Source organism: Colwellia sp. D2M02, assembly GCF_018860755.1.
Lineage (GTDB): Bacteria > Pseudomonadota > Gammaproteobacteria > Enterobacterales > Alteromonadaceae > Colwellia > Colwellia asteriadis.
The window spans coordinates 1-16,772 of the sequence record NZ_JAHKPW010000033.1; the positions used below are offsets into that span (position 1 = coordinate 1).

The window sequence follows — 16,772 nt, forward strand, 5'->3', positions numbered from 1 at the left end:
CTTGGAAGCATCAATTTCTTCTCAATAGCATAGCAACGATATTTCCGCGTTCTCCAAAGAAAAGCACACGGTACTCCCCAAAGAAAAACACACCGTGTTCTAGACTAAGTAAGCTGCCACGCCTTGGAAGCATCAATTTTCCCCTCAAGAGCATATCAACGATATTTCTGCAGCATCTTGAAAGCGTCAACTTTGCAATAACATCACCACGTTTGTTAATTTATTTTATAAAGTTATTTTCAAATTACTTACTTAACTAATTTAAGGTATTATCAGCTTCTCTTACGTAAATAAAATCAATTAACGTAACATTGGATTGCCGACCTATTATGAACTTTAGAACTTTTTTCATATTAATGCTGTTCTGTGCCATTATTTTGCCCAGCCATGCAGCGTCATTGAACGATAAATTTATTGCTCATATGCAAAATGAAGTTGATAGCTCCCCTGAAAATGCCATTGTATTACTTCAACAAGAATTAACATCAACAGAGCATAGTAGTGAAACACTGACTATGTTGAAGATAGTACTAGCGCAAGCTTATTTAGATATAGGTGAATTTTCCAAAGCACAATTTGCGTCACAACAAGCACTTGATGAATCGCTTATTCATAACAACGATGAAATTACCGCAGAAGTCCACTTTAGCTTAGCCGCTTTAGCATATAATCAAGGTAATTACTTGGCTTCATTAGAGAATTACCGTTTGGCACATGCCAGTTTCTCAAAAATTGGCAATCAACGTATGAGCGCCCACAGTTTAATGGCTATCGCATCGAGCTATACCTATTTAGGAGAACTGGAACAGTCGCTAATTGAAAACGAAAAAGCTTTAAAAATAATGACTGCGTTAGGTGACACTTATGGTAAGTCGCAAGTGTATAACGTTATTGGCGCGACTTATTATTATTTGGCAAATTATAAAAAAGCGATTGAGTATTATCATTACGCACTGAATGAGGCAAAAAAAATTGGTGAAAACGATGAACAAGCGCTAATTCAAGCTAATATTTCTGAAGCGTATGCTCAAATAGATGACTTAGAAAAAGCCATTGTACATATTAAGCACGCGTTAACACTGTCTCAAGAAAGCGAGCGAGTACAATCACAACTGTTTAACTTAATTGTGCTTGGTAAACTTGAAGCAAAACAAGGCGAATTTAATAAAGCGAAGCAACACTTTTCTTTCGCTAAGAGTATTGCTACAGATATTCAAGCAGAGGATAGTGTAATAGAAGTGCTACTTGAGCTAGCAAAAATATCACATAACGATACGCAAAAATTAACAAATATTTTTTCCGCATTAGAAAAGGCCAAACGCCTAGATTTAAGTGCCTTTATCAGAGATGCGTATCAACAGCTCTATCAAGTGTATTTAAAGCAAGAAAACTATAAAGATGCTTATCATTATTTTGCACAATACCATGCAACTAATAGCGATCTACTGCAGCAAGATAATCAAAAGTCATTAGCCCGGTTAAATAAATCCTTAACTTTATTAAAAGCCCGTAATGAAATAGAGCAACTCAAGCAAAATGAGTTAATCAGCCAAGCTAAAAATGCAGAACGTGTTAACGTGCAGCGCTTAACAATTTTTATTGTTGTAGTAATCACAATCATCATAATCACTTCATATCGTCGGTTTATCTTAAAGCGACAAGCAAGCTTATTAACAGAACAAGTTCATCAGCGAACCATACACATTCTCAAGCTTGCTGAAATGGGCAAAGAAATTACCGCCGCAATAGAAATCAATAAAGTCGCAAGTATTGTTTTTGAGCAGCTTGAACAACTATTTGGCTCAAGCTGTTTTCGTATTGCCGTACTTGATAATGACAGCAATAGTTTACATTTCACCCGCTGTGATAGTGATGGTGTGTCAGCATATACGCTCCCTTTAACATTAGAGGGCAATAGTGATAATTCGCACAGTGTAATTAATAGTGTATTAACCGGTAAAGAGTCGTTTAACTTACTCGCTAATAAAGTTGAAGTAGAAGCAATATTACCGCTAGTACTTAAAGATAATATTATTGGCTGTATCGGTGTTGAAAAACGCCTTGATAATAACTCAAATGACCAGTTCTTTAGTGAGTACGACTTGAGTATTTTACGAAGTATTGCCTCTTATGTCTCGGTTGCAGTGATGAATGCAATGACCTTATCTAATGTTAAGTCGGTGGCATATACTGACTTTTTAACCCAGCTACCTAATAGACGAGCATTAACTGAAAGCTATTACTCGCTCACTCCATTAAATGACCGTTCAGGGCAGTCGTTGTGTATTGCCATAGCCGATATTGATCATTTCAAAGCCTTTAATGAACTTCATGGTCATGATGGTGGTGATTACGTATTGCGCGAATTTTCAGCCTTGTTAAAAAGCAGTATTAGACAACAAGACGTCGTCGCACGCTGGGGCGGCGAAGAATTTGTGTTTATTTTACCTAACACCGACATTCATGGTGCGGTAACTTTACTTAATAGTATTAGAGAGAAGCTTGTCGCTAAACAGTTTACCTTTGAAGATAAATCACTATCAATTACTGCCACTTTTGGGGTTTCACAATATCACGCAGAGCTCACATTAGAAGAGATACTAAACCAAGCAGATCAGGCGCTATATCAAGGTAAGCTAAGTGGTCGTAATACCGTTAAGTATTTTGAAGATATCTCAATGCTTTAATAAGAAATGCTTCAGTTAGAGCGCTAACTATCAAAAGTAAAACCTCAGTTACTAAGCGGTATTTTTAAGCTATATTACTAAGCGATATTGCTAAGCTATATCGCCAAGTACTTCGTTAATCGACTTGTGATAATAAGTTGCAATGACTAATACACGCTGTAATTCACGATTAGCTACCTGTGCTTGAGCACGAAAAATAGCAGCGACGCCTTTAATGACTTTCACATAATTATCGTGGTTTGTACTTTGTTGCTTTTGCTCTATTTCAATTAAAGCAAATAACGCACTTAACTCATGATTAGACAGTGCTTTTAGATTTTTATTAACGCATAAGTAAAGCTCAACTGGGGTTAAATTCTCATTGTCTCTTTGACATAAACCATTACATAACGCTTCATTACTTTCAAATAACATCATAGAGCGCAAGTAATTACACGGCGGCTCTATTGCATGAATTTGTGTTGATGAGCCAGCGAGTAAATAGTGCAAAACATTGCGTTGCTGCGCATTGGTTTTATTAAAGTTGCCAGCTAATTGTAAGGCTGGCGTAAAAAAACTTAATAAATCGCTACTCGTTAATAGCGCAATCAATGCAAGTGGTAAGCCCTTCCCTTTGATTAGTTTTGTGACTATTGCTTGGTAAAAGCCAAATTTAACCGCACTTTTTTGACCTTGCTGATAAAGAAAAGCAAGCTGGGCGATGTTTTCTGGCTCGCTAGAAGCTAAATAATGCTCAAGCAATGGGTCAACATGGTCACTTGTTGATACAGCGGTATTTGTTAATTCTGCGCCACTTGTTAATAAACGAATAAAGGTTTGCATATTTTGCTTCATTATTTGCCCTTATAATGCAAAGAACCAAGTTAGCTTAAGCTAAGCTATCAGTAATATTTTGTTTACTTCTATTTTTGTTTACTTCTATACCAATAAAGCCATACAATTTAGCCTATCCCATAAGCCTAAGAAAGATCTAAAGTTATTAATATCCCCAGCCAACATAATAATTCGCAAGCCATAGGCGTATTTGACTCAGGTGTCGGTGGACTTTCTATTGCAAAATGTATTGCTAAACAGCTGCCCCATGAAAACCTTATCTATGTCGCTGATAGTTTACATGCGCCTTATGGTGAAAAATCAATCCAGTTTATTAACGAGCGTGTACTTTATATTGCAGAACAATTAATCCAAAAAGAGATTAAAGCATTAGTTGTAGCTTGTAATACCGCAACCGTTAATGCCATTGAGCAATTAAGAGCTAGGGTATCAATTCCGGTTATTGGCGTTGAGCCAGCAATAAAACCAGCAACGAAATTTAGTTTAACAAAAAAAGTAGCGGTATTAGCAACGCAAGCCACCAGTACTAATCTACGCTTTCAAAACTTAATCGCTCAACATCACAATGGCGCAGAGGTATTAATTCAACCTTGCCCCGGCTTAGTTGAGTTTATCGAGCAGGGTCAACAAAATAGTGCCGCCTGTCAGCAACTATTAAAGCGCTATATTGAACCACTACTACATAAAGGTGTTGATGCACTTGTATTAGGTTGTACCCATTATCCGTTTCTCTTAACGCAAATAAATGACATTACCGATAATAAAATAACGATTATTGAAACGTCTGCACCTGTAACCTTGCAATTAAGTCGTCAACTAATACAAACTAATTTAGCTGCAAATAATCAACAGCAAGCGCAATATAGTTTTTACAGCTCGGCAGCAACTTTGCAGCAACAAAAGCTAATGTCATCTTTGTGGGAGCAACCGATCACTTTACAGTCATTTTAATTGTTAAATAGCGATAAAAATTGTTTAAGCAGCACTCATAGAAAGTTTTTGTATTATTGGCTTAAATCCCCCCCTAAATAGTCCTACTGTATAATTCATCTAAATTGTTCACCAAAATGATTACCTAGACTATCGATCAATACTATTTATAAAAACTATCTCTCAATACTATCTACCTAGATAATCACCGGCTAAATAAACATTTACACAAGACGTTTAGACGTCTAGGCGTAAAAAGGTAGAAATAATGTTATCTAACGTGTATCATTCGCGTTATTGAACTATTTTTAGAGTTTGTAAGTATCTTTATAAACTTTTATAACCTTGTTAAATACTGCTGAGGATTTTATGTCTAGACATTTTTTTACTTCTGAGTCTGTTTCTGAAGGACATCCTGATAAAATTGCCGATCAAATTTCTGATGCGGTACTCGATGCGATTATCGCCAAAGATAAAAACGCCCGTGTTGCCTGCGAAACTATGGTAAAAACTGGTGTTGCTATTATTTCAGGTGAAGTATCAACTGATGCATGGGTTGATTTAGAAGCTTTAACACGTAATGTGATCAGCGAAATTGGTTATACCTCGTCTGATGTTGGCTTTGACGGCGAAACTTGTGGCATTATGAACTTAATTGGCCAGCAGTCTCCTGAAATTGCTCAAGGTGTTGATCGCCAAAGCCCAGAAGAGCAAGGCGCTGGTGACCAAGGATTAATGTTTGGTTACGCAACTAACGAAACACCAACCTTAATGCCTGCACCACTTTATTATTCGCACCGTTTAGTAGAGCGTCAAGCTGAAGCACGTAAATCAGGAATTTTACCTTGGTTACGTCCTGATGCTAAATCACAAGTAACCTTCATTTATGAAGATAACAAACCGGTAGCAATTGATACCGTTGTACTTTCTACTCAACATAACCCAGACATTAAGCAAGAAGACTTAGTCGATGCGGTAATGGAAAACATTATTAAGCACACCCTTCCTGCTGAGTTATTAACACCTGAAACTAAATATCACATCAACCCAACGGGTCGTTTTGTTATTGGTGGTCCAGTAGGCGATTGTGGTTTGACCGGTCGTAAAATTATTGTTGATACCTACGGTGGTATGGCTCGCCACGGTGGTGGTGCTTTCTCAGGTAAAGATCCATCAAAGGTAGACCGTAGCGCTGCTTATGCAGGTCGTTATGTTGCTAAAAACATTGTTGCTGCAGGTCTTGCTGAACGTTGTGAAATTCAAGTTTCTTATGCTATTGGTGTTGCTGAGCCAACGTCAATTTCAATTGATACTTTCGGTACAGGTCAAGTATCAGAAGAGCGCTTAGTTGAATTAGTTCGTGAACACTTTGACTTACGCCCTTACGGCATTACTAAAATGTTAGACTTGTTACACCCTATGTATCAACAAACTGCAGCATACGGTCACTTTGGTCGTGAACCATTTGAAATGACAGTAGGCGATGACACTTTTACAGCATTTAGCTGGGAAAAAACTGACAAAGCTGACGATTTACGTAAAGCAGCGGGTTTATAAGTCACAACTAGCCCTGTGCTAATTTAGTGCCGTTACTAGCACAAATATAGGCCACAAAATAATATTACCGAACGCTACATTGCTTTATTGAATGTAGCGTTTTTTTATTGCCTAACGAGTTGTTTTTTCTCACCTCTGCCCCTATGTTATGGGTAACTATTCCTTATTTTGCCCATTGCCATGTCTAATCCACGTATTTACCAAGCTGATCCGTTTATTATCAATGAAACGGTGAAATTATCTGATGATGCCTTCGGTCATTTAATTCGAGTATTGCGTTTAACTACTGGTGATTTAGTAACCTTATTTAATGGTCGTGAAGCCGCGCAATACCAAGCAGAAATTACTCAGGTCAGTAAAAAAGAAGCCAGTGTGGTTATTCATGAGAAAATTATTGTTGAAAACGAATCACCGCTGAACATTCATTTAGGGCAAGGGATTTCACGCGGTGATCGCATGGACTTTACCTTGCAAAAGTCGGTAGAACTTGGCGTAAATACCATCACGCCTTTGTTTACTGAACGCTGTGGCGTAAAACTTAACGGTGAGCGGTTAGAGAAAAAGCGTCAACAATGGCAAAAAATTGTCATTAGCGCCTGTGAACAAAGTGGTCGCTGTTTTGTACCACAAGTTACTCAACCAATATTACTCAATGAGTGGCTAGGGCAAGAAACATCGGCATTGAAAATTAATTTACACCCAAAAGCTGAGCACTCCATTATGGGATTACCACTTGAGAGTAGTGACAATCGCGTGAGATTACTTATTGGCCCTGAAGGCGGTTTAAGTGATGAAGAAATAAAACAAGCTAATCAAGCAAACTTTCATGATGTATTATTAGGCCCTAGAGTGTTACGCACTGAAACCGCAGCACTCACCGCGATTACCGCATTACAATGTCGCTATGGCGATTTAGCGTAAACACAACTTTAAGAGCAGGATAAAAATGACAAATACTAAACAAATAAAACTTGGCGTTGTGATGGACCCTATTTCGCAAGTCAAAGTAGCTAAAGACTCGTCAATGGCAATGATGCTTGAAGCACAATCTCGTGGTTACCAGCTTTACTACATTGAAATGAAAGACTTATACCTTGATCAAGGCCGCTGCTTTGCCACCACCCATAAAGTGAAAGTGTTTGACGATAGCAATCATTGGTATGAACTTTCTGACCCACAAGATATTCCATTAAGCGACCTTGATGCTGTTTTAATGCGCAAAGATCCGCCTTTCGACACAGAGTTTATTTACGCCACCTACATGTTAGAGCGCGCTGAGGTTGAAGGCACGTTAATAGTGAACAAACCACAAAGCTTACGTGACTGTAATGAAAAACTGTTTACCGCTTGGTTTAGTGACTTAACACCGCGCACTTTAGTAACTCGTAGCAGTGATAAAATTCGTCAATTCCACCAAACTGAAAAAGATATTATTATCAAACCACTTGATGGCATGGGTGGCGCGTCTATTTTCCGTATCAAAGAAGAAGATGCTAACGTGGGCGTTATTATTGAAACCTTAACCAACCATGGTCAGCAGTATGCTATGGTGCAAGAATACATGCCTGAAATTGTAGATGGCGACAAACGTATTTTAATTGTTAACGGCGAGCCAATGCCATACTGTTTAGCACGTATTCCAGCGACTGGTGAAACTCGTGGTAACTTAGCCGCTGGTGGTAGAGGGGTTGCACAACCCTTAAGCGAGAGCGATAAAGCGATTGCCGATGCCATAGCACCAGAGCTTAAAAAGCGTGGTCTCTATTTTGTTGGCTTAGATGTTATTGGTAATAAAGTGACTGAAATTAATGTCACTAGCCCAACCTGTATTCGTGAAATTGAAGCCGCATACGATATTAATATTAGCGGTAAATTAATGGATGCAATCGCAGCTAATATTCGTAAATAACCACATGTAACTAGCTTAACAGTACGTAATAAAACGTAAAACTCACAATATAAAATAAACAGCCTACATAAGTGCTTATTAGAGGTGGCAATGACCAGTTTTCAAAATCAATTTTTAATCGCTATGCCCTCATTAGATGACGGTTATTTTAATAAAACCGTCACTTATGTTTGTGAGCATAATGAAGAAGGCGCAATGGGCTTAATCATTAACTTACCCGTTAATATTACGCTCGGTGACTTACTCAAACAAATCGATGATGAAGATGAAAAGCACCCAGTAAGAGAACTTAGTGACAGCACAGAGCCTAATGAAACACTCTTAGCTGATAACGATGAAAGCCCTGAGTTTAGCCCTAGTGAAGTGCTAGCAGATACCACCAATAGCCTAGAGCAACTGGTGCTTTCTGGCGGCCCTGTAGGGCAACAACGCGGCTTTGTTTTACATAGCACTCAACCAGGCTGGAGCAGTTCATTAGCACTCAATAAAGAGTTAATGATAACTACCTCGAAGGATATTTTATTAGCATTAGGCACGAATAAAGCGCCTGAAAAATTTATGGTGACACTAGGCTATGCTAGTTGGGGGCCAGGACAACTTGAGGAAGAAATTCAAAATAACTCATGGTTAACCGCACCAGCAGATAATGACATAATATTTAATACCCCTATTGAGCAACGTTGGAAAAAAGCAACCAACAAGCTCGGTATTGATTTAGCGCATTTATCTAACGATGTAGGTCACGCCTAGCAGGTATGTTGTTACTCCTGCTTAAGGGCACTCTTGCTTAAGGTCATTCTCGCTAAACATTACTTTCATTAACTCTATTTTCGTTATCACACGCTAGCTAGTGTAGTAACGTAATACTAGGTCATTAAATGTCTAAAAAAACAAAAACAGCTATCGGTCAGCGTACTATTATTGGCTTTGATTTTGGTAAAAAGTATATTGGTGTTGCCGTTGGACAAGAGATTACTGGCAGCGCAACGCCATTGGGCTCAGTAAAAGCTAACGATGGCATTCCCCATTGGGAGCAATTAACTGCTTTTTTAACCGAGTGGCAACCTGATATTATTGTCGTTGGTTTACCGTTAAATATGGATGGCAGTGAACAGCAACTTACCTTAGATGCCAAAAAGTTCGGTAAACGTGTTTTCGGGCGCTTTGGTATTCCGATTGAATATCAAGATGAACGCTTAACAACTGCTGACGCCAAAGAACAATTATTTGCTCGTGGCGGTTTTAAAAATTTAAAAAAAGATAATATTGATGCTGAATCAGCGCGATTGATTATTGAAAGCTATTTAGAACAACAGTATGAGTAAGCACTTAACTTATTTAACTTTTCACAAAGCTTATAACGATTACTACGCTGCTTTACGCGCTATTTTTTCACTACATAACTTATACTCAACACCACAAAAATTAGTTAACCATGACTGAAATTATCACAATTATTCTGCCACTTATTTTAGTGGCTCTACTCGGTTTAATTTGTGCTAAAAGTCAGTGGTTATCGCGCCAGCAAATTGAAGCACTCAGTAAATTCACCTTCTTTGTTACTATTCCTGCTTTTTTATTCTACCAAATGAGTCACGCTGATTTTAATCAGCCAATTAACCTTGGTTTATTTGCCGCATTTTATTTGCCGGTACTTATTTGTTATGGCTTAGCTTGGTTTGTGAATAACTCAATCACCTTTGAGCGCAGTAAGTTAATCGCTAGTAAGCGAGCTAAAAACGAGTTAGGCGCAAATAAATTAGAAAACACTAGCACCGTCTCAAGTAATATCTTAGCTAAAAAACGTCATAGCGCTTCGGCATTATTCGCCCTTGGCGCGAGTTACTCTAATACCGTCATTATCGGCTTACCTGTTTTATTACTTGTTATAGGTGAGCAAGTGATCACCACCGTTTTTTTAATTGTGACCTTTCACAGCGCCTTACTTTTTCTGCTAACGAGTGTTATTACCGCTAGATCGAGTAATGACATTTTTCGCTGGCAAAGTTTTGTAATCAATAATGTAAAAAATCCACTTATTTTAAGTATCACTTTAGGGGCATTAGTTAATGTATTGGCTATTGAGCTACCACCAAGTATTAATGATACCTTGCACTTACTCGGCAAACCTGCGATTACCCTCGCCTTATTTGTACTTGGCGCTTCATTAAGCTTTTACACCATTAGCGGAAAACTGAAACTGCTTTACCTTGCAACACTTACTAAACTGGTACTACTGCCCTCTCTTGTTTGGTGTTTCGCCAGTATTGTTTTTAATTTGTCGGAATTTACCACCACTGTTTTAGTAATACTAAGCGCCAGCCCAACTGGGGTTAATGCCTATTTAGTCGCAAAAAATGAAAAGCAACAACAAGCCGTGGTTGCTGGTACCGTGGTAATGAGCACAATATTTAGTATTATTACCTTGCCGCTGTGGTTGAGCTTATTGCTTAACGTTTGAATAACCGCGACTGTGTGAGTATTCACTGATAAGTAGCACTGACTTTCATCAAAACAGACTTAAACCAAAACAGACTATTACTTAATGAGATAAATATCTACGGAAGGTTTATTGTTATCAAACCGCCTTGTTACTTTTCTTTCCTTGGTAATCCCTCAATCTACTAAGCGCTTGTAAACGAGGTAATATTACACAATGCGCATTTAATGGATATGAGTTTTGATACTCTGTTTTGATATACTCTGCTTAGCTGCATTTACTTGTATAGGCTTACTTTTTTCCGCATTGCGCTTTAAAAAAACCTTAGACTAACTTACTATGCTATCAATCTAAGAACATTTGGTTAACACTCTATTGGTAATCAGTACCTAATAGAGAAGTATTTAAGGGATTAAAAATAATGATAAAACTTACGCTACTACCTGCCACCTTATTATGCTTAAGTATCGGCATAATGCACAACGCTAATGCTGAGATTTATACTTGGGTAGATGAAAACGGTAAAACACATTTTAGTGACAGACCATTCCCCGAAAACGCCACTAAAACGACAGTAAAAACAATTACCCCAAAAAGCCATAACAGTGTTGCTGTAGAAAACAATAAAGACAGCCAATGGCAAAAAGATTACCAGTTAGCACAAAAGAAAAAAGCCGAAAAAAAAGAGCAAGAGAAACTTAAAAAACAAGAAAATGAAGACACATGTAAAGAACTAAAACGCCAATTGACTATTCATAACCAAAATGGGAGAACTTATCGTTTAGATGATAATGGCGAGCGAAACTACCTAACATCAGAGCAAATTGATAAAGAAAAAGCTCAACTATCAAAAGCGCTAAAAAAACATTGTCGCTAACAAACGCTGGTCACTAAGCAGCGAAATACTTATAGATATTACTGTTGCTAGGGCTTAACTGTTGATAGACCTTAAATACATAATTGAGTGAACTAAACACTATGGTTAACCCTGTAGGAAAATGATGCCAGAGCCACTCCCAATCATAAAAATAAAAGCACAAGCGAACCATCACGCTTTATTTTTGATAGTGCTTGGATTAACGCTTTTCATGGTGCTATTAATCGTCGCACAATGGTATTGGCGGCAATTCCAGCTGGTGATGGTATTCGCTTATTTAACTTCCTTAGTTATTACTATTGCAGGAGTTGCCAAGCGACTAGAGCCACAGTTTAGCTTTAGTTTAACTCCTGATCACATCACTTATCATCACAGATACGGTCAATGGCGACTGCATTGGCAACAAATCCGCCGCATAAGTATCGTCAGTGAAACCGTGGCATTAGAGCATATACAACTCCCCTACATTGGTATAAAACTGCTAAACCTTGAGCAATTACTAGCGCAAATATCGCCACGTATGGCGAACCGCCTTATTCACGAGCAAAAACCACTCATTAGTTTTGCTATTCGCTATCAACTGATGGCGCTTAAGCAAGGTATTCTTCATTTTGAGCCTTATAAACTCAGTGATGGCACCACCATCTCTGGCCCCTTGGCAGCCTTTCTTTATCACTGCCAAGCACTCGACGCTGCATTTGGTTACCATTTATTTATTCCCGCTACGAGCGTAGACAGAGACTTACCTCAATTTTCAGCACTGTTATTAGACTGTAAAAGGGCTTCAGCACATTATCAAAGTAATACCGATGCAACTGATAGCAACACCGATGACAACGGCACTGATGGAAAATAGTTTAATTCATTTTGCCTTATCTAAGTTTATCTGAGCTTCGCTTATATTATTCAACCTGATCTCAGATTAATAAAGATACTTATTTTGCCGAGCTCAGTTACTCCCCTTTGGCATATTTTTTACTAATAAATCAATAAAGCTTCTCACCTTAGGTGATAAGTGCTTTCTGCTCGGGTAAATGGCATAAACATTAATAATAGGGGCAGGATAATCTTCAAATAACACTTCTAGCTCTTTATTCTTCATCGCTTGCGCCATTGCAAATTCAGGCAAACGACAAATACCTTTATCCGCTAATACCATAGCTAGCTCCATACCGGCACTGTTGCAAAGTAACTTACAATGAACATCAACGTATATGTCATCACCACTTTTATTTTGGTAGTGCCATCTGTTTGGCGCTGTTAAATTGCTATAACAAATACATTGATGCTCAACAAGCTGCTCTGGTCGTGTAGGCCAACCGGCTTTAGCTAAATAAGCTTTACTGGCTACGGTATAGCTTTTACAGCGATAAATACGTCGAGAAACTAAACTTGACTCAGCCAGTTTATCTGTTGCTCTGATCACTAAATCAAAGCCATCTTGAATTAAGTCTACTTGGCGATCATTCAAATCAAGTACTAAATCAACCTCTGGGTATAAACGCATATAATCTGAAATAATATTATGCAAATGCTCTTGTGAAAATGAGATAGGACAACTTATTTTGAGTGTGCCGCGAGGTGTAAGCTGACTTTGATTTAAGGTCGCCATAGCACCTTGAGCATCTAGCACAAGCTGTTGACACTGCTCAAAGTACACACGCCCTTCAGGAGTTAAGCTAATTGAACGTGTCGTTCTATTAAGCAAACGAACTCCCAGGCGACTTTCCAGCTTATTGATTTCTTTACTAATATAAGAGTTAGAATGGCCCGTTGCAGTGGCAGCGCTTACAAAACTCCCACTGTTCACCACCTGAGTAAAAATAACAACACCATCAAATAGCTGTGTTGCCTTACTATTACTGCCATTAAGTAGGCTATTGTTTTTATTCATCGCTTTTCGCTATTAATAGTCATATGGAAATAGTTATATGCTTTTCACGTTATTAATTACATTATATAAGTAATATATACTAGCTTTATAGTCAAAACAGCAAACAGCTGTTTGTTTATCTTATATAAACGTTAAGGAAATTTATCATGAAAATAGTCGCTTTTGCCGCCAGCAGCAGTTCAAAATCAATTAATAAACAATTAGTCAGCTATGCCGCTAATATTGCAGCGCAACAACATAATGCTGATGTTGAAATACTAGATATTAATGATTATGAAATGCCACTATTTAGCCAAGACAAAGAAGAGCTTTTAGGGCAGCCAGCACAAGCTCAGGCGTTTTACGCTAAATTGGGCGAAGCTGATGCTATTATTATTTCGTTTGCTGAGCATAATGGTACTTATACCGCAGCCTATAAAAACTTGTTTGATTGGACTTCACGTATTGATATGAAAGTATTTCAACATAAGCCTATGGTATTACTAGCAACATCTCCGGGGCCTGGCGGTGCCGCTACCGTTTTAGCACAAGCTAATGGCTCAGCTGGATTTTTTGCTGCCGAGGTCAAAGGTTCGTTATCAATCCCAAGCTTTTTTGATAACTTTGATAGTCAAACACAAACCTTAACTAATTCTGAGTTACAAGAAAAACTCGCTCATGCCTTATCTCAACTGGCTTAGCTCAACTGGTTTAGCTCACTATTATTTTTATTCAAAGGTTTACATAAATAGAACTCAGCTATGTAAACCTTACTCTCACAACTTAACCACCTTTAAGATCACCATTACGATGATGAATAGCTACTCAGATAAAAGCTCAGTGTATTGATGTGATTGTTTTCGTATAAAACAGATGAAAATGTTCATTTTTATTCAATAACACTTTACGATAGAATGTATTAATTCCTCCTCATAATTGAAAAAAAACATGACAGCCCAACTTAGTTTTCCTCATGTGAATCATGAGATGTTTGTTGAAAATGTTAGTATTGCTGATATAGCAGCACAAGTTGCTACGCCATTTTACTGTTATTCACAAACAGCAATAGAAACAAATTACACTAATTATCAACAAGCGTTTAGTGAGCAAGATGCATTAATTTGCTACGCTGTAAAAGCGAACAGTAACCAAGCCGTATTAGCAACCTTAGCTAAAATGGGCTCTGGTGCTGATGTGGTGTCAATGGGTGAAATACGCCGCGCAATAGCCGCCGGTATTCCTGCTAATAAAATTGTTTATTCTGGTGTTGCGAAAACCGCAGAAGAAATACACTACGCTTTACGCCAAGGTATTTTGCAATTCAACGTTGAGTCTGAGCCTGAACTTGAGTTAATTAGTGAGGTGGCTACTGCATTAAACATTACCGCTGCGGTTGCTTTTCGTATTAATCCTGACGTGTGCGCACAAACCCATGCAAAAATATCAACAGGTAAAGCCGAGAATAAATTTGGCGTCCCTATTTCTAAAGCGCGTATAGCCTACAACCGCGCCGCAGAGTTACCTGGTATAAAAGTGCAAGGGGTTGACGTTCATATTGGCTCACAACTTACCAACCTAGCCCCGTTTGAAGAAGCCTATCAACGCATTGCAACATTAGTGACAGACCTTAGAGCAGATGGCCATGACATTAGCGTAATTGATGTCGGTGGTGGTTTAGGGATCACTTATCAAGACGAAGTACTACCGAGTAAGCAAGATTATGCCAATATAGTTAAAGCACAATTAAACCACTTAGGTTGTAAAATAATTATTGAACCGGGCCGTTCATTATTAGGTAATGCTGGTGTGTTAGTGTCGAGTGTAGTGTTTGTTAAACAAGGTGAAGAGCGTGAGTTTTTAATACTTGATGCCGGCATGAATGACTTGATAAGACCGAGCATGTATGACGCATATCACGGCATTGTCGCAGTGTCACAAAAAGATAAATCACTAAATACTTACGATATTGTCGGTCCTGTTTGTGAAACCGGTGACACTTTTGCGAAATCTCGTCAAATTCATCAATCAAAGGCGGGGGATTTAGTCGCCATTATGAGTGCTGGTGCCTATGGCTCTGTAATGTCGTCTACCTACAATACCCGTATGTTAGCACCAGAAGTCATGGTAAAAGGTGAGCAATATAGTGTGGTTAGAGCTAGACCAAACTACGATGACGTTATTAACGCTGATACTATTCCACAGTGGCTGTAAACTCTGCTGATTGAATTAATAGCACATTGAAAAAGGCTAAACCACGTAATACGGTTTAGCCTTTTTACTTTATGCTATTCAAGCTAAGGCTTAGGGCTGGCAGGCGTCACATACGCCATCAAGTGGACAAGTAATCGCCACCACATTGCTATACCCTAAACGCTGTAATTGCTCGGTAGCAAAACACGCTCTAGCACCGGTAGCGCAATGCACAAAAATAGCCTGCTGTGCGTCAGGGTATAATTGCAACATTTTCATTTCAATTAAACCGCGCGGGATATTAATGGCGCCTGCTGCACTACGCTGTGCAAACTCATCAGGCTCTCTAACATCAATCAAGACCGCGTCTCCTTGGTCTATAACTTTGCGAGCATCGCTGGCGCTGGTAAAATTAATTGATTGTTTTATCTGTGCAACTAGTTCAGGAATGGTCGTTAACATCATAGTTCCTTATGATTGATATTATTTAAAAAAAGTGTTCGTTTTATGGGAGTTACTTTCTCACAACTCACCATTTTATCTTACCTAGCTTATTTTACTGGTTTATTTTACCTGGTTTAACGGTTTAATGATTTTGCTTCAAACCAAATTTTTTCAACAAGGTTATCATTGGGCACCACTGCGTAAACGCTGATTGAATAAGGTTTAGCGCAATAAAACCAGTAAACCACAGCCAGTTTAATGACAGTGTTACTGCTAAATATAGTGAAATTAAAATCATAGTACCGGCGATTAATCGCAGTGCTTCATCAATTGTCATCATAACTCTCCTCAGTCTCTTTACGAGTGATTGCTTACCCCTAATGTCTCAGGGAAATATTAATACGGCGACACCCTTGTCTTTTATTACCTAGTCGCTAGACACAGTAAATTGGGTTTATTAACGAATGCTATTTACTTTAAAGACCTCAAAGACCTCAAAGACCTCAAATAACATTACATTAGCTAAAACTAATATAACATATATTAGACTTTACTAATTTAGAAAACAACTATAAACTAAATTTAAATCTGGTTAGGTTAGAAGCAGCTGATCGCTTGAGTACATCTTTTTCACCCGTAAGTGTGCGAAAAAAACATGACCCTTTGCATTAACCTGATAAATCAAAGAAGTATTTTCCTTTAGCGCAAGAGATATAAGTTATGAATATTCAAGCTGACAAATTAGCCGCCAACGCTCAAGAAGTTGCCGCTATATTAAAGCAACTCTCCAACCACTACCGCCTGATGATAGTGTGTACTTTGAGCAACCAAGAGTTAACTGTAGGTGAATTAAATCAACAGGTAGATTTATCACAATCAGCCTTATCTCAACATTTAGCAAAATTACGATCAGCAAATATTGTCACTACCAGACGCGAATCACAAACCATTTACTACCGACTAGCTAACCCTAAAATTGAAAAACTATTAGCGGTATTACACGCTGAATTTTGCAGTGCTTAACGTTAATT

17 protein-coding genes are annotated in these 16,772 nt (G+C 38.3%); 13 read left to right on the plus strand and 4 right to left on the minus strand.

Going from position 1 to position 16,772, the window contains the following annotated elements:
- Positions 1 to 329 precede the first annotated feature (329 nt).
- The gene (locus KO495_RS05100; protein ID WP_215979317.1) at positions 330 to 2,687 is read left to right on the plus strand and encodes a diguanylate cyclase; all 2,358 of its coding nucleotides are present in this window, start codon (positions 330 to 332) and stop codon (positions 2,685 to 2,687) included.
- A gap of 90 nt (positions 2,688 to 2,777) precedes the next feature.
- Here KO495_RS05100 and KO495_RS05105 read toward each other — a convergent pair whose 3' ends face one another.
- Entirely contained in the window at positions 2,778 to 3,521 is a 744-nt protein-coding gene (locus KO495_RS05105) for a hypothetical protein (RefSeq protein ID WP_215979318.1), read from the minus strand.
- A 240-nt stretch (positions 3,522 to 3,761) separates the two neighbouring features.
- On the opposite strand from KO495_RS05105, the gene murI reads away from it, so the two are divergent.
- The 9 genes from murI (at position 3,762) to KO495_RS05150 (ending at position 12,090) form a co-directional block, all read left to right on the plus strand.
- Positions 3,762 to 4,472, plus strand: a complete 711-nt coding sequence (murI, locus tag KO495_RS05110) for a glutamate racemase (protein WP_252738820.1) — start codon at positions 3,762 to 3,764, stop codon at positions 4,470 to 4,472.
- A gap of 348 nt (positions 4,473 to 4,820) precedes the next feature.
- On the plus strand, positions 4,821 to 6,008 hold the full coding sequence (metK, locus tag KO495_RS05115) for a methionine adenosyltransferase (protein WP_215979319.1): 1,188 nt from the start codon (positions 4,821 to 4,823) through the stop codon (positions 6,006 to 6,008).
- 180 nt (positions 6,009 to 6,188) lie between these two features.
- Positions 6,189 to 6,929, plus strand: coding sequence for a 16S rRNA (uracil(1498)-N(3))-methyltransferase (rsmE, locus tag KO495_RS05120; RefSeq protein WP_215979320.1), 741 nt, complete (start codon positions 6,189 to 6,191; stop codon positions 6,927 to 6,929).
- A 25-nt stretch (positions 6,930 to 6,954) separates the two neighbouring features.
- Positions 6,955 to 7,917, plus strand: coding sequence for a glutathione synthase (gshB, locus tag KO495_RS05125; protein WP_215979321.1), 963 nt, complete (start codon positions 6,955 to 6,957; stop codon positions 7,915 to 7,917).
- Between the two features lie 90 nt (positions 7,918 to 8,007).
- On the plus strand, positions 8,008 to 8,667 hold the full coding sequence (locus KO495_RS05130) for a YqgE/AlgH family protein (protein ID WP_215979322.1): 660 nt from the start codon (positions 8,008 to 8,010) through the stop codon (positions 8,665 to 8,667).
- A 128-nt stretch (positions 8,668 to 8,795) separates the two neighbouring features.
- Complete coding sequence (ruvX, locus tag KO495_RS05135) at positions 8,796 to 9,242, plus strand: Holliday junction resolvase RuvX (protein WP_215979323.1); 447 nt, start codon at positions 8,796 to 8,798, stop codon at positions 9,240 to 9,242.
- A 110-nt stretch (positions 9,243 to 9,352) separates the two neighbouring features.
- Entirely contained in the window at positions 9,353 to 10,378 is a 1,026-nt protein-coding gene (locus KO495_RS05140) for an AEC family transporter (RefSeq protein WP_215979324.1), read from the plus strand.
- Positions 10,379 to 10,778: 400 nt separating this feature from the next.
- A complete protein-coding gene (locus tag KO495_RS05145) occupies positions 10,779 to 11,234 on the plus strand; it encodes a DUF4124 domain-containing protein (protein ID WP_215979325.1) in 456 nt (151 codons plus the stop codon).
- 124 nt (positions 11,235 to 11,358) lie between these two features.
- On the plus strand, positions 11,359 to 12,090 hold the full coding sequence (locus tag KO495_RS05150; protein WP_215979326.1) for a DUF2982 domain-containing protein: 732 nt from the start codon (positions 11,359 to 11,361) through the stop codon (positions 12,088 to 12,090).
- 93 nt (positions 12,091 to 12,183) lie between these two features.
- On the opposite strand, the gene KO495_RS05155 is transcribed toward KO495_RS05150, so the two are convergent.
- Positions 12,184 to 13,128, minus strand: coding sequence for a LysR family transcriptional regulator (locus tag KO495_RS05155; RefSeq protein ID WP_215979327.1), 945 nt, complete (start codon positions 13,126 to 13,128; stop codon positions 12,184 to 12,186).
- A gap of 146 nt (positions 13,129 to 13,274) precedes the next feature.
- On the opposite strand from KO495_RS05155, the gene KO495_RS05160 reads away from it, so the two are divergent.
- Positions 13,275 to 13,808, plus strand: a complete 534-nt coding sequence (locus KO495_RS05160) for an NAD(P)H-dependent oxidoreductase (protein ID WP_215979328.1) — start codon at positions 13,275 to 13,277, stop codon at positions 13,806 to 13,808.
- Positions 13,809 to 14,055: 247 nt separating this feature from the next.
- Positions 14,056 to 15,318 (plus strand): diaminopimelate decarboxylase, encoded by a 1,263-nt coding sequence (lysA, locus tag KO495_RS05165; protein WP_215979329.1) that lies wholly within the window; start codon positions 14,056 to 14,058, stop codon positions 15,316 to 15,318.
- 90 nt (positions 15,319 to 15,408) lie between these two features.
- Here lysA and KO495_RS05170 read toward each other — a convergent pair whose 3' ends face one another.
- A complete protein-coding gene (locus KO495_RS05170; RefSeq protein ID WP_252738817.1) occupies positions 15,409 to 15,762 on the minus strand; it encodes a rhodanese-like domain-containing protein in 354 nt (117 codons plus the stop codon).
- 121 nt (positions 15,763 to 15,883) lie between these two features.
- On the minus strand, positions 15,884 to 16,078 hold the full coding sequence (locus tag KO495_RS05175) for a DUF2892 domain-containing protein (protein WP_215979380.1): 195 nt from the start codon (positions 16,076 to 16,078) through the stop codon (positions 15,884 to 15,886).
- A 383-nt stretch (positions 16,079 to 16,461) separates the two neighbouring features.
- On the opposite strand from KO495_RS05175, the gene KO495_RS05180 reads away from it, so the two are divergent.
- Positions 16,462 to 16,764 carry a metalloregulator ArsR/SmtB family transcription factor gene (locus KO495_RS05180; protein ID WP_215979330.1) on the plus strand — a complete coding sequence of 101 codons (303 nt, stop codon included), beginning with the start codon at positions 16,462 to 16,464 and terminating at the stop codon, positions 16,762 to 16,764.
- Positions 16,765 to 16,772: the final 8 nt, after the last annotated feature.